We start from the raw sequence: 18,526 nt of genomic DNA, 5'->3' as shown, positions 1-18,526 counted from the left end.
TCCATGAATTCATGCTATATTGATACACAAAAAGACAGGAATTGGAGGATTGTATTATGATTGAATCAAGATGTGGTATTCTGTGCGGTGAGTGCGGATATAGGGAAAAAACGGGTTGTAAGGGATGTGTACATATTGACAAGCCATTTTGGGGAGACAGCTGTCCTGTAAAAGACTGCTGTGAGACCAGAGGGCATGAGCACTGCGGGCAGTGCGGTGAATTCCCCTGCGCCCTGCTGAAACAGTTTGCCTATGACGAAAAGCAGGGCGATGGCGGCAAGCGGATTGAACAGTGCGAACGCTGGGTAAAAGGCAGTTGATTATTATGGCTTCAAATCTGGAATTTGTAGAATATGTCTGTGATCAGATCGGCAGTGCCGGGAGCATCGCCTGCCTGTGATGGCGCGGCAAACGATAAGGAGGGATTATCATAAACGAAACAATAAAATTTGCCAACAGAGAAGAATTTCGTGAATGGCTCCGTGAGCATTGTCTTACAGATGATGGCATTTGGCTTTTGTTCGGTAAGGCTGGCGGGCCAAAAACTATAAAAGCAGGGCAGGCCCTGGAAGAAGCTCTTTGTTTTGGCTGGATCGACGGACAGATGGAAAAGATTGATGATAAGACTTATAAGAAATATTTTTCACTGCGGAGAAAGAACAGTAAATGGTCAGAAAAGAATAAAGCATTGGTGAAAAACCTTGAGGAACGAGGGCTTATGACTGATTTTGGCAGGAAGAAGATAGATGAGGCCAAGAAGAATGGTCAGTGGGAGGCTTCAAACCCTCTGGCAATCATTACAGAGGAACAGATTGCCTGCCTGTCCGCATTGTTGGAAGGGTACGAGCCCGCTTACACAAATTTTCAGGCTATGTCTCCATCTGTAAAGAAAACTTATACACGGGCATACCTTGATGCAAAGACAGACGCTGGACGTGAAAAGAGAATTATTTGGATGGTGGACAGGCTCAATAGAAATTTAAAACCAATGTGAATCAGGTATAAAACAGATTTGAAAACGAAGTACCGGATGCCGCAGACATTCTATCACATCTGGTATTTCTATGGGCACTGTTCAGTATGGCTGATTACCTCTGGTATAAATTTTATAGAGCAATATGAATCATTTTTAAATATACTCTCCTATATTCAGTTTGTCGAGGTGGATGAGGAATAAGGAGAAAATATGAATTTGTTAAGGGAGCAAAGTAAGATAATGAACGATAAATTAAAGCCCAAAAAGATAATAAAAATCATGTATAATTGTTTAATTTTATTTGCTGCTATACTAGCAATCATACGTTGGATAAGTGCTTTCAATAATGAGATAGTAGTTATCAATGCAGAAATAAATTCTCATATTTCAAATTTTGCATTAAGTTTAATATTCTATTTAGGTGTTGGTTTTACTTGGATTTTGCAAAAAATGACATTTAAAAAAATAATTATATTGGGCTTGTTTATTATTATCGCAAATATTATATGTGAAACAGTAATGGGTTTTATGAACACAACTGATATAATAGATGCTATATACGGTATAGTTGGAACTTTACTAGGTTTTTGTTACTTGTTATTAGTAAATAAATATGGATTAGAAAATATCCATGATGAAAGTTAAGTTATATACAAATTCCAGTTTGCAGGGTCGTTTGAGTACGATTTATTGAAATAAGGCAGTCATGTACCTACAGGAAGCCATACAACAGGGTAAGACAGGATGAGAAAGGTTGTGAAGGAAGATATGATTCAACTTAGAAAAATGGAACAGACGGATTTGCCCATTTTCAAGAAATGGCTGTATACGCCACACGTTGCCAGGTGGTACCACGATCCATTGGATTGGATCGATGAAGTTGAGGAGCAGGACGGTGAGTTTTGCTGGATTCACCACTTCATTGTGGAACATGAAGGTCAGCCCATCGGATTTTGCCAGTATTACGCCTGCAAAGACAGCGACGAGCTGTGGGAGGGCTACACAGAGTTGGGCGGGTCTTACAGCATAGACTACATGATTGGGGAATCCGACTGCCTCCGCAATGGCTTTGGCAAAATGATTGTGGCGGAATTGACAAACAGGATTGCTCACCATCCTGATGCCAAAAGAATTGTGGTGCAACCGGAGCCGGAAAATAAGGCGTCCTGCGGTCTGCTGCTGTCCTGTGGCTTTGTACTTGACACGGAAAAAGAGATCTATGTAAAACTTTTGCCTTGAATATTAAGTAAGGAAAGATCTGCTCTAATAGAAGACAGTCAACTTCTAGCTTGTCGTTCTGATTGAACTACGCATTACCTTATTAAATAAGGGGGCTTTTGCGGATAGAACGTGCTCGATAAACTAAAATTTATCCGGAAATTTGAATATGAAAGGGAGTTAGTATATGAAAGATTTTTTTGAAGCTCTCACGAGCGAAAGAAAAAACACAGCACTGCCCGAAGAGTTTAATTATTTTGGAAAACTCATCGGCAGTTGGAAGATCAATTATGTTGAGAGTGATAATTCCCGTACAATCGAAGGTGAATGGCATTTTGCATGGGTTCTTGAAGGAATGGCAGTGCAGGATGTCATTATCCTGCCCGGTTATGAATATGGAACCTCACTTCGTATCTACAATCCTGATACGCATACATGGGATGTAGCTTACGGTTATACTGGGAAAATAATACGGCTTGAAGCAAGAAAACAAGACGAAATGATAGTTCTTACTTACATAAATGATGAAAAAAGAAAGTGGGTTTTTGTCAAGATCGATGATGATAAATTTCATTGGCAGAATGTTACGGTAAAAGATGATGGAGAATGGTATATAAATGCACAGATACATGCCGAGCGCATCTGAAAAACTGCATTTTTGAAAGCGAAAGGCAAAAGTGACACCTTAAGGGACAGAGGGGGAAGATCATGTATGAAAGAATGCTTGACAAACAGAATAGACCGGCATTTGATGACATGGCCGCGTACTGCGGCAAAGGTATGGAACGGTTTGTCCGAATAAATGAATGGTTGTTAAATGTATGTAATACTACGCAGGAGATTTCTTTTCCCTATGGAAATAACTATGGCTGGGCAGTTGCCCACAGAAAGAAGAAAAAGTTGATCTGCAATGTGTTTGCGGAGAATGGCGCCTTTACCGTTATGATCCGATTGTCAAATGAACAATATCATTTGATATATGATCAGATGGAGAAGGAAACGAAAGAATGTATCGACAATAAATATCCTTGTGGGGATGGCGGCTGGCTTCATTATCGAGTTACCGGTGAAGCTCATTATTGCGATATACAAAAGATGCTGGAAATAAAGTGTGCATCATAAATACTGTCACTGTTGAACGGAAGATTATTTATTAAATGGAAGGATGTATAAAATGAAATTTGAATTACCTTTATTGGCGGTCCAGGATGTTGAAGTGTCCAAAAAATTTTACAAAGAGCTCTTTGAGCAGGAAGTTGTGTTAGATTTAGGCAGAAATGTGACTTTTAGCGGTGGGTTTGCGATACAACAAGATTTTGCATGGCTTACTGATATCGACCCTGACTCTGTTATTAGAAATTCACATAATATGGAGTTGTATTTTGAAGTAGATGATTTTGATGAGTTTTTAAACCTTTTGGAGAAGCATAAAGAAGTTGAGCTAGTACATTCTCCTAAGAAGCATGAATGGCAGCAAAGAGTCGTCAGGATCTATGACCCTGATTATCATATGATCGAGATTGGTGAATCAATGGAAGTGATTGCAAAACGTTATTTATCTCAAGGACTTTCTGTTGAGGAGGTATCAGAGATCATCCAACACCCTGTGGAATTTGTGCAGCAGTGTCTGTGAATAAAAGAAGGTATGTATAATGGAAAAGAATAATATGAAAAATCATCTGTCTCGCATTAGAGTTTCTTTCCTCATGCTTCTTTTTGCTGTGTGCTTAACTATGAATGTGTTCTTGTGCAGTGCTTATAATTTTTATGAATTATCAGATAAGACAACTGTAAATGAGCCATGGGCGGTTTCAGAACATAATCCTTATAATGAAACTATAACGAGGAATATATGCGCAGCCCCATTGACCACAGCTATCCCTAAGGGAATCCGTTTGCTTCCTTTTCTTATTATAGCTTTTCTTTTTTATGTTCTGACTTCATCTATATTATTGCCTGATGGATGGACATTAATTAATCAGAAGGTACGTCTGGACAATTGAATCAATTCTATATCAGATCATGTACAAAATGTAAATATATGCTGACATGAGGATTATAAGTCATTTTAGAACAAAGAATGGCTTTATTTTCGTATACAAATAGGCATGAACTGGAGGAATATGATTAAAAAAAAGATATATAAATTATTTCTCATTCTAATGGTAAGTCTTTCCCTGACTTCGGGTCCCGCAGCCCAAAATGAAATACGTAAGGTGCTGGAGACCCTATCGGGAAAAGGGAGTGTGCAGGTTCAAGAACTTGATGAAGAAGAACCTGAAGAAACGGAAAAAAGAAGGAAATACTATAGTTAAGAGCCGGTTCGCCGGCAGCCCGTTTTACGGGTGGGTGTAGGCGGCTTATATGTCAGGACCACGGCGGTACACTCACAAGAAATCAAAGGAACATCGAAAGCCATTCCATTACAATCTCTCCCGGCCGGGCGTAGAATAAAGGCAGAAAGGAGGAGAACGTTATGAAAAAAAGATGGATGATATCGCCGGGCGTGGGAATACTGGCTATCATTATGACGGTTTTGGCAGGCTGTTCCGCCGCGCCCCATAATACAACGAACACAAAAGGAGACGCCGGGGGATCGCCGGCAGGAAAGGAAGAAAAAATGACGGTAAAAGAAGAAGATCTGCATACGATTTATCTGGCCGGCGGCTGCTTCTGGGGGCTTGAGGCCTACATGAAAAAGCTGCCCGGCGTCTATGACACCGATGTGGGCTATGCAAATGGAACGACGGAAGATCCGACCTACGAGGAAGTGTGTTACAAGAACACAGGCCACGCGGAAACAGTCAAGGTAGTTTATGACACGTCCCGCATCTCGACGGAACAGATTTTAGACGGATTTTTTAAGGTGGTGGATCCTACCAGTGTCGACAGGCAGGGAAATGACAGAGGGAGCCAGTACCGCTCCGGCATCTACTATACGGATGAAGCCGATAAGGATGTTGCTGACGCCGCAGTTGCCAGACAGCAGGAGAACTATAAAAAGAAGATCGCCACCGAAGTGATGCCGCTCGATAACTTTTATCTGGCGGAAGATTACCATCAGGACTATCTGGATAAGAATCCGGGGGGATACTGCCACATCAATCTCGGCGATGCCGATGAATTCATTGAAGAAGAGGGTCTGGGTAAGACCGATCTGTCCAGCCTCATCAAAGCGGAAGATTACCCGGCGCCAAGCGACAAAGATCTGAAAAAGAAGCTGACAGATATTCAATACAGCGTCACCCAGTCAGGGGACACAGAGCGCCCTTATACGAACGAGTATACAGGCCAATTCGACAAGGGAGTCTATGTGGATGTGGTCACAGGAGAGCCGCTGTTCAGCTCAGAGGACAAGTTTGAGTCCGGCTGTGGCTGGCCCAGCTTTTCAAAGCCGCTCATTCCAGAGGTAGTGACGGAGAAAACCGACACACAATTCAACATGACACGGACAGAGGTGAGAAGCCGCGCCGGAGACTCCCATCTGGGCCATGTCTTTGAAGACGGTCCCGCCGAGACAGGAGGACTGCGTTACTGCATCAACAGCGCCTCCCTCCGTTTTATTCCGTATGAAGACTTAGAGGCCGAGGGATACGGATATCTGCTTCAGATTTTTGAATAGTGGAAAAGGCACCGGGACTCACAGACTTGTTCTGTGGGTTCCAGTGCTGTATAATAAAAAATAAAGTGACCGGCCCGATGCGAAGGAGCGTAGACAGAGCCGGAAAGGAAAGGGGGCGGCGGAATGTATCAGCTGCTGGTCGTGGACGATGAAAGCATCATCCGCCGGGGGATCCGGACGTTTATCGATTTTGACGGCCTTGGTATCAGCAGGCTTTTTGAGGCCGAAAACGGTGAGGAAGCCATCGCCATTTTAGAGGAAGAACAGATCGATCTGATCCTGGCCGACATCAACATGCCCAAAATGGACGGCCTGGAATTCTGCCGCCGTGCAAAGGAGCGGGATCCTTCCGTCAAGGCTGCTGTGATAACAGGGTATGATTATCTGGATTACGCTATCCGCGCCATCAAGGTGGGGGTGGACGATTATGTGTTAAAGCCGCTCTCCCGGGACGACATCCAGACGCTTCTTTTCCGTCTGGTGGAGAAAAAGAAAGAAGCGGACAGTCTGGCGGCTGTGCGGCAGGAAGTAAATAAGCTGGCGGCGGGCGCGGGTGCCGGCGGTGATGCCGGTGTACGTGCGCAGATGGCCAAATCTCTGGAGGAGCATCTGACCGACGCCGGGTTTTCTCTCAGCGCTATGGCGGACGAGCTGGGGTACAGCATCAGCTATTTGAGCACTCTGTTTAAAAAGCATTTCGGCGCAAATTTCAGGGATTATTTTCTGGACCTCAGGCTTGGACGGGCAAAGATCCTGCTCTTGTCCACACGGATGAAAAATTACGAGATCGCGGCGGCAGTGGGCATCGATGATCCGAACTATTTCAGCGTATGCTTCCGGCGCAAATATGGGAAAACGCCTACGGCGTTCAGAACGGAGGCGGGACATGGAAAAGAAGCGTAGCATTCACGGCTGGCTCCGGCGGTTCAGCGTGCAGCTGCCTCTGTTTTTTCTGGGCACGGGACTGGCAGTCATCCTGATTCTGAGCGGGGCAGTCTATTTCTTCTCGGTCAATCTGCTGATGGATGAGACTGTTTCCAAAACCCATGAGCTGCTGGAGTTAAGCGGAACGAACCTTTCCACCTATATCGCGCGCGTCAAAGGAGAATCTAACGTCTTTGCCAGCGACCCTACGCTCCGGCAATACCTTTCCGGGAACGATGAAGGCCCGAGGGAAGGTCTGCTGTCCCGTATCGGCGCCCTGCTTCACAATGACGGCGCCATTAAGTCAGTTGTCGTGGTCTCCAAGGATGGGCGCATCCTCTCCAACGAAGCGGACCTCGATATGTCGGTTTCGGAGGATATGATGAAGGAGGACTGGTACATAGAATCCATCCACAACACGATGCCCGTCCTCACCGGAGCGCGGATGCAGAGCTTTTCCGACGACAAGGATAACTGGGTGATCTCGATCAGCACGGAGATCACCGGAGCCGCCGGTGAAAATCTGGGCGTCCTGCTGATGGATATGAAATACAGTGTTGTTGAGGATCATCTGAGCCGCCTGGATCTGGGGACGGAGGGCTACGTGTTCCTCCTCAATGACAAAGGTGAACTGGTGTATGACAAAGACACAAGCTACTTTTCCGACCCGGACAAGCAGAAACAGCTGCAGGCGGTTCTGGCAGAAGGCGACAGTTACGACAAAGAGCAGAATATGCTCACCTACCAGACGCGGATCGAGAATGCCGGCTGGACCATGGTGGGCGTGGTGTCTTTGGATACTCTGCGCATGCTGGAACAGCAGCTGTTTGAGGCGGTGCTGCTGACCGGCGTACTGCTTTTTGGCGCTGTGCTGCTGTTGTGCGTTCTCTTTACCCGCCGGCTGGCCGCGCCCGTAGCTGATCTGAAACGGGGTATGAATGAGATCGAAAAGCTGGCGGAGATCAGCGTGCACAGGCACGGATTTACCGAGATGGAGCTGCTTGCCGGGAATTACAACCGGATGATCCGCCGTGTGCGGGAGTTGATGGAAGAAGTCTCGGAGAAGGAAAAGACGCTGCGGCAGTCGGAGCTCAATGTCCTGGTGAGCCAGATCAACCCTCATTTTCTCTACAATACTTTGGATACCATCGTCTGGATGGCAGAGTTTGGCGACAGCAGAAAGGTCATCGCCCTCACCAAGTCTCTGGCCGCTTTCTTTCGTCTGTCCCTCGGCGGCGGCCGGGAGATGGTCACCGTGGCCGATGAGCTGGAGCATGTGCGCCAGTATCTGTATATCCAAAAAGAGCGGTATGAGGAGAAGCTCAGCTATGAAATATCCGCGCCGGAGGAACTGATGGACTACACCGTACCAAAGATCATTCTCCAGCCGGTCGTGGAAAACAGCATCTACCATGGTATCAAGCCGATGGACGGACCCGGGAAGGTCACTGTGACGGTGCAGGAGGACGGAGACCGTCTTGTCTTTACCGTGGCGGATAATGGCGTGGGCTTCGATACTGCTGCGCCGGCCGGCAAGGATGCGTCCCGGAAAAATGGGGTAGGCCTGCAAAACGTGGACGGCCGCCTCAAGCTCCTTTATGGGCCGGATTATGGAGTCACGGTCGACTCTGCTCCGGGCGCGGGGTGCACCGTGCGGCTTACGGTCGGCAGGCAGGTCAAAAGTGTTCCAAGTGTGAGGTAACTCTGGTCTGTCGTATCTGTACAGAAGGAAAGTTGAAAAAATGTGCGAAAGAGTATAATATAATCTTGCGGACATTAAAAATATTAATATGTGAAAAAGGAGTTTGACCCCATATGAGAACAGAGCGTTTTAAAATGGAAAGAGAAGGTCTGGTCGAAGAGGGCCAGGAAGTAGAGGTGAGCGAGAGAAGTGCGGTGACCGGACAGTACACATACCTGGTGGAGCCGTCCATCGCTATGTCAGGCATCTACAGGACATCCGAGAGAATCAAGTCCCGCAGCGGAATTATCAGGAAGATCGAGAAGACAGAAAAAGGTTTTTATCTGCTCGTAGAAATGGAAGAGTAAGCGAGTGCCCAGTGAGCACAAATTTTCATTGACAAACGAGCCTGACATATGATATAAATATTTAGTGAGCAATATCACTTAGGGGATTGGTCAAGTGGTATGATAGGGGTCTCCAAAACCTTTGGCGGGGGTTCGATTCCCTCATCCCCTGTATAAAAAAAGTCCCGGACAGCTGTTAACAAGAAGCGGTCCGGGACTTTTTTGTTCACTGCAGAATATGCAGGATCAGACGTCCTAAGTTCTGTACTGCCGCGGCAGCTCCCACGTTTTTATGTAATCCAGGAATTTCCGGGTCGCGGGAGAGAGCGGTTTGTCCGGAGCGTACGCGATCCCAAGTATTCTGGAGTAATGTTCTTCAAACGGACAGGCATATACGCGGAAGGTGGTGCCGGTCAAAAAAAGCTTCGGAATGATCGTGAGGCCGAATCCGAGTTCCACCATTTTCAGCGCGGCAAAATCCTCCGTCGGCTCATACTGTACTTTTGGGATAATGTGATTTTCCTCAAATATGATACCTGCCTCTTCATCAAGTCCGTTTGCCGACATGACAAAATTCTCATAATCGATCTCTGACACAGAGATGGTCTCTCTTCCCGCCAGCCTGTGGTTTTCCGGCATGACGAGCATCATTTCATCCTCGTCCATCTGTTTAAACGGATAACCGGGCAGCATATATTTGGAAGTGAAGACACAGTCCAGCTGTTCATTGTCAAGCTTTGCTTTAAGAGGAGCGATTCCGTCGATCATGAGTTCAAAGCGGATATTCGGGTATTTGTCGGAAAAGTCCTTGATCAGATTGGGCAGCCAGTTGTAGGAGACGCTCTGTACAGAGCCGATGCGTATGTAACCGCTGTCCAGACTCGTCAGGTTTTTGGCGAACTTGCTGAGCTTGTCTTCTTCATGGCAGATGTTCTCCAGAGACTGTATGATCTCTTCCATGCCGGAGATCAGCTCCATACCTGCTTTGGAGCGGCGGAATATCTGAAACCCAAGTTCATTTTCAAAGTTTTTGATCGCCTGGCTGATCGCCGACTGCGTATAATTCAGTCTTCCGGCAGTTTTTGATATGCTGTGTGTCTTATATACGTCCAGTATGATTCTGTATTTGTTCATTTTATAGTGACCTCGTATTTTTATCCTTTAAAAATATCAATAGCTCCTTAAATTTCTTTAAATTGCAAAGTCAGAAAAACCTTGTATGATTAATAATATAAAGGTTTTATTTCTGTACGGCAAGATATTTTAAGAAAAGGAGATGGAAGAATGCAATTAACGGAATATGAACAGGAAATGCTGGACGGCAGATATGGAGAAGGCATGCAGGCTGCAATTGAAATTCTTGTCAAGATGGGCGGACTTTACGGGGCAGAGAGATTTCTGCCGGTAAAGAACGCGCACATTGATGCGGCGGCCTACACGACAATTTGGGATGCAGGGACTGAATTTGTGGAATATTTAGCGGACAAAGGGGCAAAGGTTTCGGTTCCCACGACCATCAATCCGATGTCCATGGATACAAGGAGATGGAGGGAACAGTATACCTCCGAAGCATTTGCGGAAAAATGTGAACGGCTCAGAAAGGCATATATGAAACTTGGCGTAAACCCGACCTGGACGTGCGCGCCATACCAGTGCACGAACGTTCCTGTCTTTGGCGAAAATGTAAGCTGGTCGGAATCAAATGCAGTAAACTATGTGAATTCAGTCGTAGGAGCCAGGACAGAACGCCTGCCGGATCTGGTGGACGTGTGCTGCGCCGTGGCCGGACGGGTACCGGAGTACGGGCTGTATCTGGAAGAAAACCGGGCCGGGGAGATTCTCTTCACACTAAAGGGGTTTGACGGTAGCGCTTTCCGGGACACGGTCGATTACGCGGTATTAGGTTATCTGGTCGGGGAGACTGCGGTCAACAGGGTTCCTGTTGTGCTCGGGCTTCCGGAAAGCACTATGCCCGATCAGCTGAAGGCTTTTTCAGCCGCCGCGGCGTCGGGAGGGGCGACCAGTCTTTTCCATGCAGTGGGCCTGACACCCGAGGCGCCCACTCTTGAGGCGGCGTTCCATGGAAAGACAACATATGAGACAGTAGAGATCACGCCTGCAGAAGTCGCGCAGATGAGGGCCAGGCTCAACACCGGGGATACGGAAAAGGTGGATATGGTTTTGATGGGATGCCCGCATCTGTCCTTCCAGGAGATCAAAGAAATTGCGTGCGGGATAGAAGGAAAAAAAGTGCATGAAGGAACCGAATTCTGGATCCAGACGAGTCATCCGATCTATGAGCTTGCGTCACTTGCCGGGTATGTGGAGGTAATAGAAAAGGCCGGCGCCATGCTTGTGAGAGACACCTGTCTGATGGAGATGGAATATAACGGCATCTGGCGGGGCAAGCATTTTGTCACGAATTCGGGCAAAGCCGCTCAATATGCACCTGCGATCAATGGCGTGAAGATAACGATGGCGGATATGGCAGGCTGTGTAGAGGCAGCCGTCACAGGAAAAAAACCAAAGGAGGCGTGATCATGAAGGAGATAAAAGACTTTAAAGTGCTGCTGGAAGGGGAAGTAAAAGGGGAGGCGCTTGTCTCACAGGACCCTCTGAGCTTCTGGGGCGGGGTAGATCCTGCGTCAGGAGAGATCATTGACGTCCATCACGACCTGCGCGGAGAGAATCTTACGGGGAAGATACTGTGTATCCCCTATGACAGGGGATCCTGCTCCGGTTCCGGTGTGCTCATAGAAATGGTAAAGACAGGCACCGCTCCGGCGGCAATCTTATGCATAGAAGCGGAACCGGTACTGGCGCTGGGGCCGTTGATCGGACAGAAAATGTATGGACGGGGCATGGCGCTGCGCACCGTCTCAAAAGAAGAGTATACGCTGCTGAGATCAGGGGATATCGTCACGTTCACGAAGGACAGTATCTGTATAGGGGAATAAAACGTTTCCTGATGCATAACGTATAGAATTAATCAATAAATCCATCCGTACGTATGAGAAATCAATAAGACAGCCAGGCTCTGATACGGTAGAATAAATGCTGTAATACAAATGATAAAAAACGCAGCAGGAGGAATGGATTTATGAATGTAAAGAGTGAAGTGAGTGTGGCAAAGATCACGAAAGATGCGGAAGATCTGTTCAGAAACGGATTTTTCTGCTCGGAGGCTGTCGTAAGTTCCATCCGCAGCAATTTTGAGATCGATGTACCGGAGGCCGTCATATCTATGGCATCCGGATTTCCGGTCGGGATCGGGCGGTCAAAATGTCTGTGCGGAGCAGTTTCAGGCGGAGTTATGGCGATCGGCCTTGTGTTCGGGAGAACGGTACAGAAAGACCCGCAGGTGGAAGAGACGATGAGGCTGTCTAAGGAACTGCACGACTGGTTTAAAGAGGCAAGCGGGAAGAATGCAATCTGCTGCAGGATCCTGACAAAAGAATTTGATATGGGGCAGGGAGAGCACAAAGAGCAGTGTGTACGTTTTACAGGAATGGTGGCCGGAAAAGTCGCGGAGATGATCATCCGCGAAAAAGGCCTCAAGAATACAGACGAATAGGGAGGGAAGAGTTGTGATAAAAAGAATCCCTCTGCCTGTGACAGGCGTCATGCTTGGTATGGCGGCCCTTGGAAATCTGCTCCAGTCTTACTCCGAAGGGGTGCGGCTTGTCTGCGGGGCCATTGCCGCTGTGACAGGACTTCTTGTACTTTTGAAAGTGATCCTGTATCCGAAACAGTTTGCGGAAGATATGAAGAATCCGGTCACGGCAAGCGTGTCCGGTACTTTTACGATGGCGCTCATGCTTCTGGCGGGCTATGCTAAGCCGTACCTTAACAGTGGTGCGGACATTATCTGGTATGCCGCTATTGTACTGCATATTGTGCTGATCGTCTATTTTACGGCAAAGTTTATGGTTCATCTTGATATGACGAAAGTATTTGCCAGCTATTACATTGTATATGTCGGAATTGTAGTGGCCAGCGTTACAGCGCCGGCATTTGGAAGGACGGGGACCGGAACGGTTTTATTCTGGTTTGGTTTTGCCGCGCTGCTTGTGCTTCTGGCCCTCGTTACATACCGTTATATGAAGTATAAAAATATGCCGGAACCGGTACAGCCGCTGTTTTGTATTTATACAGCGCCGGCAAGTCTTTGTCTGGCGGGATATATACAGTCGGTACAGCCGAAATCTGTTGTGATGATAAGCTTTCTGGCCATACTTTCCACGCTGATCTATCTGGTGGTGCTCGTCAGGCTCCCGGCTTTTCTGAAGATGAGATTTTATCCAAGTTACGCGGCATTTACGTTCCCGTTTGTCATTACCGCCATTGGCATGAAGATGACGGCGGCATGTCTTGCAAATATGGGGACACCGCTGCCGTTTCTAAACTATGTAGTGCTCATAGAGACGATAATAGCTGCTGTGCTGACTATATATGCGCTCATACGCTATATCGCGTCAGTCTGCAGACAGCCCGGGGAACAGAAAGCGGCCCATGTAGAGACAACAACTTAATAAAAATAAGATCCTGCACACAAATACACATACTGTATCGTGTGCAGGATTCTTTTGTTTTTATTATGCAGGCAGTTTCCCGCAGTATTTTCCGTGATCTTCCTCAAAGCGCTCAATCTGGCCGGAAAGATCCTTTCTGGCATCCGGGGAAAGTCCGTCCACAAGAGCAGTCATATGTTCCCGGATGAGCGCCGGATCGTACGGGATATCCAGGGCGAAATCACTGTAGGCGCGGATCTTATGGAAATACATTCCCGCCTCGGCATCTTCCTTCTCCGAGCGGCACATCTCATACATTGGCACACAATCTGACGCCTCTGTATCCGTGCATTCTTTACAGATCCATTTTCCGAGATAATAAAAGGTTCCGTCTATGCGGTATATAAATCCCGGATACTTTAACAAACGTTCCAACATGATACACATACCTCCTCATCTGTTATTACAATAACAGAGATGCGGCTGCTTTGCAAGGATGCCTGTAACTGGCGCGGGAGAGTTATTTTGTCTTTGACAGTTTGTCAAGCGGCTGGAAACTGTAGCCCATCTCTTCCCACTTCGTGAGCAGTTCGTCAAGAATCTGCGCATTTGTGGAAGAGGTGCTGTGAAGCAGAACGACAGCGCCGGGGTGGATCCGCTTCAGCAGTTTGTCAAAAGCCTCTTCTTTGGTCGGCTGCTTATCCTGGTACCAGTCCACGTAGGCGAGACTCCAGAAAAAGGTCTTATATCCCATGTCTTTAGCCATCTGCAGATTGCCTTCGCTGTATTTCCCTTGAGGCGGCCGGTAATATTTTGTCATCTCTTCTCCGGTGATGTCTTTATAGAGAGTCTCTACTTTTCCAAGTTCGTCTGAAAATGCTTCCTTCGTGGAGATCTTGGACATGTCGGGATGCGTGTATGTATGATTTCCGACGATGTGTCCTTCCTCCTTCATCCGTTTGATCAGTTCCGGATTTTCAGATATAAAGTTGCCGACGACAAAGAAAGTGGCAGGCACTTTATGCTTTTTTAACGCGTCGAGAATGGGGGCGGTGTTTCCATTTTCATAACCGCAGTCAAAAGTCAGGTAGATCACTTTGTCTTCCGTGTCGCTTTTAAAGAAAGCGTCAAACTTCTTCAGTTCATCGGCTGTCGCATTGCCGGCCGGCGGCTGTCCGTCCTCCTGAAAGCTTAATCCCCAGTTTCCGTCCGCCGCGGTCTGCACGCTTTCTCCTGTAAAATGTTCTGCTGCCTTTGCGCCCAGCGTACCGGCCAGAAAGGCTGCTGCAAAGATAAACAGAACTTTTCCCCATTTTTTGTATGATGAGAGATATTTCATAACGGCTCCGTATCGTACGATGATTTGTGTAATTATATTTCAAAACGGGAAACATTATGCCCATTAAGGCATATCATATTGAAGCAGGCTCAATATCTGACAGGAGTGGAGGGTTATAATATTGGAAGAATTTATAAGAGAAATGCCGGCAGCCCGCGCAAAGCTTAAAGGGGCGCCGGGACTTGAGGATATCAGGGGCAATGTTTATTTTTACAGTACATACGGCGGCACGGTAGTCGTGGCGGAAGTCTACGGCATACCGGAAAAAACGGAACAGGCTTCCGGAGGGTTTCTCGGCTTTCACATTCACGAGGGCACATCCTGTACGGGAAACGCGCAGGATGCCTTCGCAGGGGCAAAAGGACACTATAATCCGGGGAAGAAAGAGCATCCGGGACACGCGGGAGATCTGCCGAGTCTGCTCGTGAAGGGAGGCATCGCCTGGATGGCTGTATATACGGGGCGTTTTTATCCGGAAGAGGTGATCGGGAGAACGGTGATCGTCCACGATATGCCGGATGATTTCAGAACGCAGCCCTCCGGCGGCTCAGGCGCGAAGATCGCGTGCGGAGAGATCGTTGTCTGGGAAGGATGACCGCGCCGGCGCACTTGACTTTCACAGCATTTTTACTTACAATACAGCCATGAAAGAAGATAAGAATTTAACGATAATCAGTTTTACAGATGCAGGCAGCAGGCTGAGCGCCGCACTTTGCAGGCAGTATGCCAAAGGGCGGACGGCCTGCGCCTGTTATGCGCCGCAATTGTTCGCCGGCCGGTATGGGCTGCGCCCGCTCCCTGAGGATGCGAAGGGGCTTATAGGGGAACTCTGGGAGAAGGAGGCGCTGCTCTTCATCGGAGCGGCGGGAATCGCGGTGCGCTTTATTGCCGCGTATGTCCAGGATAAATTCACAGATTCTCCGGTCATTGTGATGGATGAAAAAGGACAGTACATTATCCCGCTTCTTTCGGGACATGCGGGAAGAGCAGTGGAGCTTGCGCGGGAGCTAGCCGGATATACCGGGGGTGTGCCGGTGATCACCACTGCGACCGATGTGCAGGGAAAGTTTGCCGTCGATATGTTTGCGCTTAAGAACGGGCTTGTGATCGAGAGCAGGGAACTTGCGAAGAAGATATCCGCGGCAGTGCTGGAACAGGAGGAGATCGGATTTTACAGTACCTTCCCTGTGGACGGCCCTGTGCCGGAGGAGCTGCGTCTGTGCAAAGCCCCCGGGGAACTTAAGTATTACCCGTATGCGGTGGCGGTCGTGGACGAGTCGGACAGCAGGGAAGAAACGGCAGAAGATACGGTTCTGCGGCTGAGACACAAGCCCCGTATTGTGGCAGGCGTCGGGTGCCGGAAGGGGACAGAGAAGGGGCAGCTGTCAGCCGGACTTGCGGAGGTGCTTGAGGCAAACAAGATCCTGCCCGGCCAGCTGGCGGCCTTTGCCAGCATAGAGCTCAAAAAAGAGGAGCCGGGGCTCATCGCGCTGGCGGCGGAATACGGCGTGCCGTTTCAGACATTTACGGCAGAGCAGCTCAGTACGGTATCAGCGGTCAGCTCCCATTCCGAATTTGTGGAGCGGGTGACGGGCGTGGACAATGTATGCGAGCGGGCGGCGCTTCGATTCTGTCAGGACGGAGAGCTTATCCAGCCTAAGATATGCGCACAGGGAGCCACGTTTGCCCTCGTCAGAGACAGGTGCAGACTGTCTTTTTAAGAGAAGGAGAAAAGGATGGACGCAAAGATACTGCTGTTTGCAGGGACAACAGAAGGAAGAGAACTGGCGGAGCTTTTAAGGGGGCAGGGGGCGAAGGCATATGTGAGTACCGCTACAGAATATGGGAAAGAATGTGTGGGAGAGGGCGGAAGCATCACCGTATGCGCAGGAAGAATGAATGAGGAAGAGATCTGCTGGTTTATCAGAAAACACGATATCGCGCTGACGGTCGACGCCACCCACCCGTTCGCGAGAGTGGCCACAGAGAATATAAGGCGCGCCTGCAAGGCGTGCGGTACCGCATATATCCGGTGTGTGCGAAAGAGGCAGTCCTCAGCGGAAGACGAGGACGGGGTCGTGTACGTTGCTTCTGTAAAGGAAGCGGTGGACTATCTGAAGGAGACAGAGGGCAATATCTTTATATCCACCGGGAGTAAGGAACTTAAGCTCTACACAGAGATCGCGGATTACCGGGAACGGTGTTACGCCCGTGTTCTGTCCACGAAGGAGGCTGTGGAAGAAAGTACAGCGCTTGGATTTACGGGCGCGCATCTCATGGCCATGCAGGGCCCCTTTTCCACAGAACTGAATGCCGCCATGCTGAAGTATACGGACGCCGCGTATTTTGTGACAAAGGAGTCCGGGAAGGCCGGCGGCTATGAAGAGAAAAAAGAGGCGGCGGGGGAGACCGGGGCTGTGCTCGTTGTCGTAGGAAGGCCAAAAGAGAGCGGCCTGAGCCTGGAAGAAACGAAGTCATATCTGATTGCTTATTTGGAAGGATTATGTTAGAATTCATAATGAATTAGTTCAAATCCGGCAGACAATTTAAAAGAAGGCCGTCTGAAAAAAGGCGGCAGGGGAAGTCAGGTGAGAATCCTGCACAATACCCGTTGCTGTATTGGAGGAGTGGTATTCCATTAGGTCACTGTAAGTATACTTATGGGAAGGCGGAATACCGTGAGGATGCCTAAGTCAGAACACCCGCTTTTAGATGGATTTGGATGGTTACGGGGATATGACCGGGTGTTTGCTGCGAATCTCTTTTGACTTTGTGGTAAGCCTGGAATATTTTCAGAAAAAACCACGAATGGAGAGAGAAAAACATGTCAAAAAAAGAAAAAATCTTACTCAAGGCAGCCATAGCCTTTGCGCTTATGTTTGCCGTCACACCGGTTGCAAATGCAATGCACATTATGGAGGGATATCTCCCTGCAGCTTTCTGCGTTGCATGGGGAGTTATCTGTATCCCGTTTCTGGCAGCCGGACTGATCTCACTGAAAAAAAGACTAAAAGAAAACAGAAAATCCATAACATTGATCGCGATGGCGGGAGCATTTATCTTTGTGATATCTTCCCTGAAGATCCCATCCGTGGCAGGAAGCTGCTCACATATGACGGGGACAGGCCTTGGGGCTATATTGTTCGGCCCTTCTGCGGTCAGCGTGCTCGGCGTCATCGTGCTGCTGTTCCAGGCAGTTCTGCTTGCCCACGGAGGCCTCACGACACTCGGAGCCAACACATTTTCCATGGCGGTTGCAGGACCGCTGCTTTCGTTTGGTATCTATAAGCTCTGTTCCAAATGTAAAATGAACAGAAAAGTTTCCGTATTTCTGGCGGCGTGTCTCGGGGATATCTTTACATATTGCGTGACGAGCATACAGCTTGCGATTGCGTATCCTTCCGAGTCCGGCGGGGCTGCGGCTTCCGCTGTAAAATTCCTCGGAGTGTTCGCGCCCACCCAGCTTTCGCTCGCCGTGATCGAGGGGATTCTGACCGTTGTCATAGTGATCGGCCTGGAATCCTATGCAAGACCGGAACTGAAAGCAATAGGTTTTTTGAAGGAGGCAAGGTAAGATGACGAAAAATACAAAGACAGTGATCATATTATTGGCTGCTGCGGTATTGATAGCAGTTATTCCGTTATTTGCCCTGAAGGGAGCCGAGTTCGGCGGTTCAGACGATGCGGGAAGCGTGATGGTGGAAGAGATCAACGGAGAATATACACCGTGGTTCACCCCGGTGCTGGAGACAGCGCTCGGAGGAGAACTGCCGGGTGAAATAGAGAGTCTGGTCTTCTGTGTTCAGACGGGGATCGGTGTCGGCATAATCGCCTTTCTCATGGGACGCTTTGTAGAGCGCAGAAAATGGCTGAGAGGCGATGAGGCAAAGAAGGAATAGACACCGGTG

Annotated in this window: 25 protein-coding genes, 1 tRNA gene and 1 riboswitch; of the genes, 23 read left to right on the top strand and 3 right to left on the bottom strand. The window is 48.3% G+C overall.

Annotated elements, in window-relative coordinates; all coding sequences use genetic code 11:
* Positions 1-56 precede the first annotated feature (56 nt).
* The 14 genes from LAJLEIBI_RS12795 (at position 57) to LAJLEIBI_RS12730 (ending at position 8,940) form a co-directional block, all read left to right on the top strand.
* Positions 57-320 carry a DUF3795 domain-containing protein gene (locus LAJLEIBI_RS12795; protein ID WP_006442512.1) on the top strand — a complete coding sequence of 88 codons (264 nt, stop codon included), beginning with the start codon at positions 57-59 and terminating at the stop codon, positions 318-320.
* A gap of 110 nt (positions 321-430) precedes the next feature.
* Entirely contained in the window at positions 431-994 is a 564-nt protein-coding gene (locus tag LAJLEIBI_RS12790) for a YdeI/OmpD-associated family protein (RefSeq protein ID WP_040434841.1), read from the top strand.
* A 222-nt stretch (positions 995-1,216) separates the two neighbouring features.
* Positions 1,217-1,621, top strand: coding sequence for a hypothetical protein (locus tag LAJLEIBI_RS12785; protein ID WP_009273575.1), 405 nt, complete (start codon positions 1,217-1,219; stop codon positions 1,619-1,621).
* Positions 1,622-1,762: 141 nt separating this feature from the next.
* Positions 1,763-2,215: a GNAT family N-acetyltransferase gene (locus LAJLEIBI_RS12780; protein WP_243132951.1), complete on the top strand. Its 453-nt coding sequence runs from the start codon at positions 1,763-1,765 to the stop codon at positions 2,213-2,215.
* Positions 2,216-2,381: 166 nt separating this feature from the next.
* Positions 2,382-2,840 (top strand): efflux RND transporter periplasmic adaptor subunit, encoded by a 459-nt coding sequence (locus LAJLEIBI_RS12775; RefSeq protein WP_006442506.1) that lies wholly within the window; start codon positions 2,382-2,384, stop codon positions 2,838-2,840.
* A 62-nt stretch (positions 2,841-2,902) separates the two neighbouring features.
* Positions 2,903-3,316 carry a DUF3788 domain-containing protein gene (locus LAJLEIBI_RS12770; RefSeq protein ID WP_006442505.1) on the top strand — a complete coding sequence of 138 codons (414 nt, stop codon included), beginning with the start codon at positions 2,903-2,905 and terminating at the stop codon, positions 3,314-3,316.
* A gap of 52 nt (positions 3,317-3,368) precedes the next feature.
* A complete protein-coding gene (locus LAJLEIBI_RS12765) occupies positions 3,369-3,827 on the top strand; it encodes a VOC family protein (protein ID WP_040434839.1) in 459 nt (152 codons plus the stop codon).
* 19 nt (positions 3,828-3,846) lie between these two features.
* Positions 3,847-4,197, top strand: a complete 351-nt coding sequence (locus tag LAJLEIBI_RS12760) for a hypothetical protein (RefSeq protein ID WP_006442503.1) — start codon at positions 3,847-3,849, stop codon at positions 4,195-4,197.
* Positions 4,198-4,317: 120 nt separating this feature from the next.
* Positions 4,318-4,509 (top strand): hypothetical protein, encoded by a 192-nt coding sequence (locus LAJLEIBI_RS18235; protein ID WP_242654905.1) that lies wholly within the window; start codon positions 4,318-4,320, stop codon positions 4,507-4,509.
* Between the two features lie 161 nt (positions 4,510-4,670).
* Positions 4,671-5,816, top strand: coding sequence for a peptide-methionine (R)-S-oxide reductase MsrB (gene msrB, locus LAJLEIBI_RS12750; RefSeq protein WP_006442501.1), 1,146 nt, complete (start codon positions 4,671-4,673; stop codon positions 5,814-5,816).
* A gap of 123 nt (positions 5,817-5,939) precedes the next feature.
* Positions 5,940-6,719, top strand: a complete 780-nt coding sequence (locus LAJLEIBI_RS12745; RefSeq protein ID WP_006442500.1) for a response regulator transcription factor — start codon at positions 5,940-5,942, stop codon at positions 6,717-6,719.
* Positions 6,703-8,442 (top strand): sensor histidine kinase, encoded by a 1,740-nt coding sequence (locus LAJLEIBI_RS12740; RefSeq protein ID WP_006442499.1) that lies wholly within the window; start codon positions 6,703-6,705, stop codon positions 8,440-8,442. The genes LAJLEIBI_RS12745 and LAJLEIBI_RS12740 overlap by 17 nt, the downstream gene beginning before the upstream one ends.
* A gap of 113 nt (positions 8,443-8,555) precedes the next feature.
* Complete coding sequence (locus LAJLEIBI_RS12735) at positions 8,556-8,789, top strand: hypothetical protein (protein WP_006442498.1); 234 nt, start codon at positions 8,556-8,558, stop codon at positions 8,787-8,789.
* Positions 8,790-8,869: 80 nt separating this feature from the next.
* Positions 8,870-8,940: transfer RNA gene (locus tag LAJLEIBI_RS12730), tRNA-Trp, on the top strand.
* An 83-nt stretch (positions 8,941-9,023) separates the two neighbouring features.
* Here the strand turns inward: LAJLEIBI_RS12730 and LAJLEIBI_RS12725 are convergent.
* Positions 9,024-9,902 carry a LysR family transcriptional regulator gene (locus LAJLEIBI_RS12725; protein WP_006442497.1) on the bottom strand — a complete coding sequence of 293 codons (879 nt, stop codon included), beginning with the start codon at positions 9,900-9,902 and terminating at the stop codon, positions 9,024-9,026.
* 150 nt (positions 9,903-10,052) lie between these two features.
* On the opposite strand from LAJLEIBI_RS12725, the gene LAJLEIBI_RS12720 reads away from it, so the two are divergent.
* The 4 genes from LAJLEIBI_RS12720 to LAJLEIBI_RS12705 all read left to right on the top strand — a co-directional run bounded on the left by LAJLEIBI_RS12720 (position 10,053) and on the right by LAJLEIBI_RS12705 (position 13,300).
* Positions 10,053-11,306, top strand: a complete 1,254-nt coding sequence (locus tag LAJLEIBI_RS12720) for an aconitase X (protein ID WP_006442496.1) — start codon at positions 10,053-10,055, stop codon at positions 11,304-11,306.
* Positions 11,307-11,308: 2 nt separating this feature from the next.
* On the top strand, positions 11,309-11,725 hold the full coding sequence (locus tag LAJLEIBI_RS12715; protein WP_040434837.1) for an aconitase X swivel domain-containing protein: 417 nt from the start codon (positions 11,309-11,311) through the stop codon (positions 11,723-11,725).
* A gap of 143 nt (positions 11,726-11,868) precedes the next feature.
* The gene (locus tag LAJLEIBI_RS12710) at positions 11,869-12,342 is read left to right on the top strand and encodes a C-GCAxxG-C-C family protein (protein ID WP_006442493.1); all 474 of its coding nucleotides are present in this window, start codon (positions 11,869-11,871) and stop codon (positions 12,340-12,342) included.
* Positions 12,343-12,355: 13 nt separating this feature from the next.
* The gene (locus LAJLEIBI_RS12705) at positions 12,356-13,300 is read left to right on the top strand and encodes a TDT family transporter (protein WP_187120281.1); all 945 of its coding nucleotides are present in this window, start codon (positions 12,356-12,358) and stop codon (positions 13,298-13,300) included.
* Between the two features lie 63 nt (positions 13,301-13,363).
* On the opposite strand, the gene LAJLEIBI_RS12700 is transcribed toward LAJLEIBI_RS12705, so the two are convergent.
* Both LAJLEIBI_RS12700 and pdaA read right to left on the bottom strand, forming a co-directional pair.
* Positions 13,364-13,717, bottom strand: coding sequence for a hypothetical protein (locus tag LAJLEIBI_RS12700; RefSeq protein ID WP_006442490.1), 354 nt, complete (start codon positions 13,715-13,717; stop codon positions 13,364-13,366).
* Between the two features lie 82 nt (positions 13,718-13,799).
* Entirely contained in the window at positions 13,800-14,618 is an 819-nt protein-coding gene (gene pdaA / locus LAJLEIBI_RS12695) for a delta-lactam-biosynthetic de-N-acetylase (RefSeq protein ID WP_006442489.1), read from the bottom strand.
* A gap of 142 nt (positions 14,619-14,760) precedes the next feature.
* Here pdaA and LAJLEIBI_RS12690 point away from each other — a divergent pair, with 142 nt between their 5' ends.
* The 5 genes from LAJLEIBI_RS12690 (at position 14,761) to LAJLEIBI_RS12670 (ending at position 18,517) form a co-directional block, all read left to right on the top strand.
* A complete protein-coding gene (locus tag LAJLEIBI_RS12690) occupies positions 14,761-15,213 on the top strand; it encodes a superoxide dismutase family protein (protein ID WP_006442488.1) in 453 nt (150 codons plus the stop codon).
* Positions 15,197-16,339: a cobalt-precorrin 5A hydrolase gene (locus LAJLEIBI_RS12685; protein ID WP_006442487.1), complete on the top strand. Its 1,143-nt coding sequence runs from the start codon at positions 15,197-15,199 to the stop codon at positions 16,337-16,339. Before LAJLEIBI_RS12690 ends, LAJLEIBI_RS12685 begins: the two co-directional genes overlap by 17 nt.
* 15 nt (positions 16,340-16,354) lie before the next feature.
* Positions 16,355-17,128, top strand: coding sequence for a precorrin-6A reductase (cobK, locus tag LAJLEIBI_RS12680; protein WP_006442486.1), 774 nt, complete (start codon positions 16,355-16,357; stop codon positions 17,126-17,128).
* A 23-nt stretch (positions 17,129-17,151) separates the two neighbouring features.
* Positions 17,152-17,342: riboswitch (cobalamin riboswitch) on the top strand.
* 100 nt (positions 17,343-17,442) lie between these two features.
* A complete protein-coding gene (locus LAJLEIBI_RS12675; RefSeq protein WP_006442485.1) occupies positions 17,443-18,192 on the top strand; it encodes an energy-coupling factor ABC transporter permease in 750 nt (249 codons plus the stop codon).
* A 1-nt stretch (position 18,193) separates the two neighbouring features.
* The gene (locus LAJLEIBI_RS12670; RefSeq protein WP_006442484.1) at positions 18,194-18,517 is read left to right on the top strand and encodes an energy-coupling factor ABC transporter substrate-binding protein; all 324 of its coding nucleotides are present in this window, start codon (positions 18,194-18,196) and stop codon (positions 18,515-18,517) included.
* Positions 18,518-18,526: the final 9 nt, after the last annotated feature.

It is taken from the genome of [Clostridium] hylemonae DSM 15053, from assembly GCF_008281175.1.
In the GTDB taxonomy this organism is placed as follows: domain Bacteria; phylum Bacillota; class Clostridia; order Lachnospirales; family Lachnospiraceae; genus Extibacter; species Extibacter hylemonae.
This window is presented reverse-complemented; position numbering and strand designations above follow the sequence as displayed.

What these genes read in the sequence shown, in the direction of transcription:
- LAJLEIBI_RS12795 (WP_006442512.1), top strand. Translation starts at nt 57, where the DNA reads ATGATTGAATCAAGATGTGGTATTCTGTGCGGTGAGTGCGGATATAGG.
- LAJLEIBI_RS12785 (WP_009273575.1), top strand. Translation starts at nt 1,217, where the DNA reads ATGAACGATAAATTAAAGCCCAAAAAGATAATAAAAATCATGTATAAT.
- LAJLEIBI_RS12780 (WP_243132951.1), top strand. Translation starts at nt 1,763, where the DNA reads ATGGAACAGACGGATTTGCCCATTTTCAAGAAATGGCTGTATACGCCA.
- LAJLEIBI_RS12775 (WP_006442506.1), top strand. Translation starts at nt 2,382, where the DNA reads ATGAAAGATTTTTTTGAAGCTCTCACGAGCGAAAGAAAAAACACAGCA.
- LAJLEIBI_RS12770 (WP_006442505.1), top strand. Translation starts at nt 2,903, where the DNA reads ATGTATGAAAGAATGCTTGACAAACAGAATAGACCGGCATTTGATGAC.
- LAJLEIBI_RS12765 (WP_040434839.1), top strand. Translation starts at nt 3,369, where the DNA reads ATGAAATTTGAATTACCTTTATTGGCGGTCCAGGATGTTGAAGTGTCC.
- LAJLEIBI_RS12760 (WP_006442503.1), top strand. Translation starts at nt 3,847, where the DNA reads ATGGAAAAGAATAATATGAAAAATCATCTGTCTCGCATTAGAGTTTCT.
- LAJLEIBI_RS18235 (WP_242654905.1), top strand. Translation starts at nt 4,318, where the DNA reads ATGATTAAAAAAAAGATATATAAATTATTTCTCATTCTAATGGTAAGT.
- msrB (WP_006442501.1), top strand. Translation starts at nt 4,671, where the DNA reads ATGAAAAAAAGATGGATGATATCGCCGGGCGTGGGAATACTGGCTATC.
- LAJLEIBI_RS12745 (WP_006442500.1), top strand. Translation starts at nt 5,940, where the DNA reads ATGTATCAGCTGCTGGTCGTGGACGATGAAAGCATCATCCGCCGGGGG.
- LAJLEIBI_RS12740 (WP_006442499.1), top strand. Translation starts at nt 6,703, where the DNA reads ATGGAAAAGAAGCGTAGCATTCACGGCTGGCTCCGGCGGTTCAGCGTG.
- LAJLEIBI_RS12735 (WP_006442498.1), top strand. Translation starts at nt 8,556, where the DNA reads ATGAGAACAGAGCGTTTTAAAATGGAAAGAGAAGGTCTGGTCGAAGAG.
- LAJLEIBI_RS12725 (WP_006442497.1), bottom strand. Translation starts at nt 9,902, where the DNA reads ATGAACAAATACAGAATCATACTGGACGTATATAAGACACACAGCATA.
- LAJLEIBI_RS12720 (WP_006442496.1), top strand. Translation starts at nt 10,053, where the DNA reads ATGCAATTAACGGAATATGAACAGGAAATGCTGGACGGCAGATATGGA.
- LAJLEIBI_RS12715 (WP_040434837.1), top strand. Translation starts at nt 11,309, where the DNA reads ATGAAGGAGATAAAAGACTTTAAAGTGCTGCTGGAAGGGGAAGTAAAA.
- LAJLEIBI_RS12710 (WP_006442493.1), top strand. Translation starts at nt 11,869, where the DNA reads ATGAATGTAAAGAGTGAAGTGAGTGTGGCAAAGATCACGAAAGATGCG.
- LAJLEIBI_RS12700 (WP_006442490.1), bottom strand. Translation starts at nt 13,717, where the DNA reads ATGTTGGAACGTTTGTTAAAGTATCCGGGATTTATATACCGCATAGAC.
- pdaA (WP_006442489.1), bottom strand. Translation starts at nt 14,618, where the DNA reads ATGAAATATCTCTCATCATACAAAAAATGGGGAAAAGTTCTGTTTATC.
- LAJLEIBI_RS12690 (WP_006442488.1), top strand. Translation starts at nt 14,761, where the DNA reads ATGCCGGCAGCCCGCGCAAAGCTTAAAGGGGCGCCGGGACTTGAGGAT.
- cobK (WP_006442486.1), top strand. Translation starts at nt 16,355, where the DNA reads ATGGACGCAAAGATACTGCTGTTTGCAGGGACAACAGAAGGAAGAGAA.
- LAJLEIBI_RS12675 (WP_006442485.1), top strand. Translation starts at nt 17,443, where the DNA reads ATGTCAAAAAAAGAAAAAATCTTACTCAAGGCAGCCATAGCCTTTGCG.
- LAJLEIBI_RS12670 (WP_006442484.1), top strand. Translation starts at nt 18,194, where the DNA reads ATGACGAAAAATACAAAGACAGTGATCATATTATTGGCTGCTGCGGTA.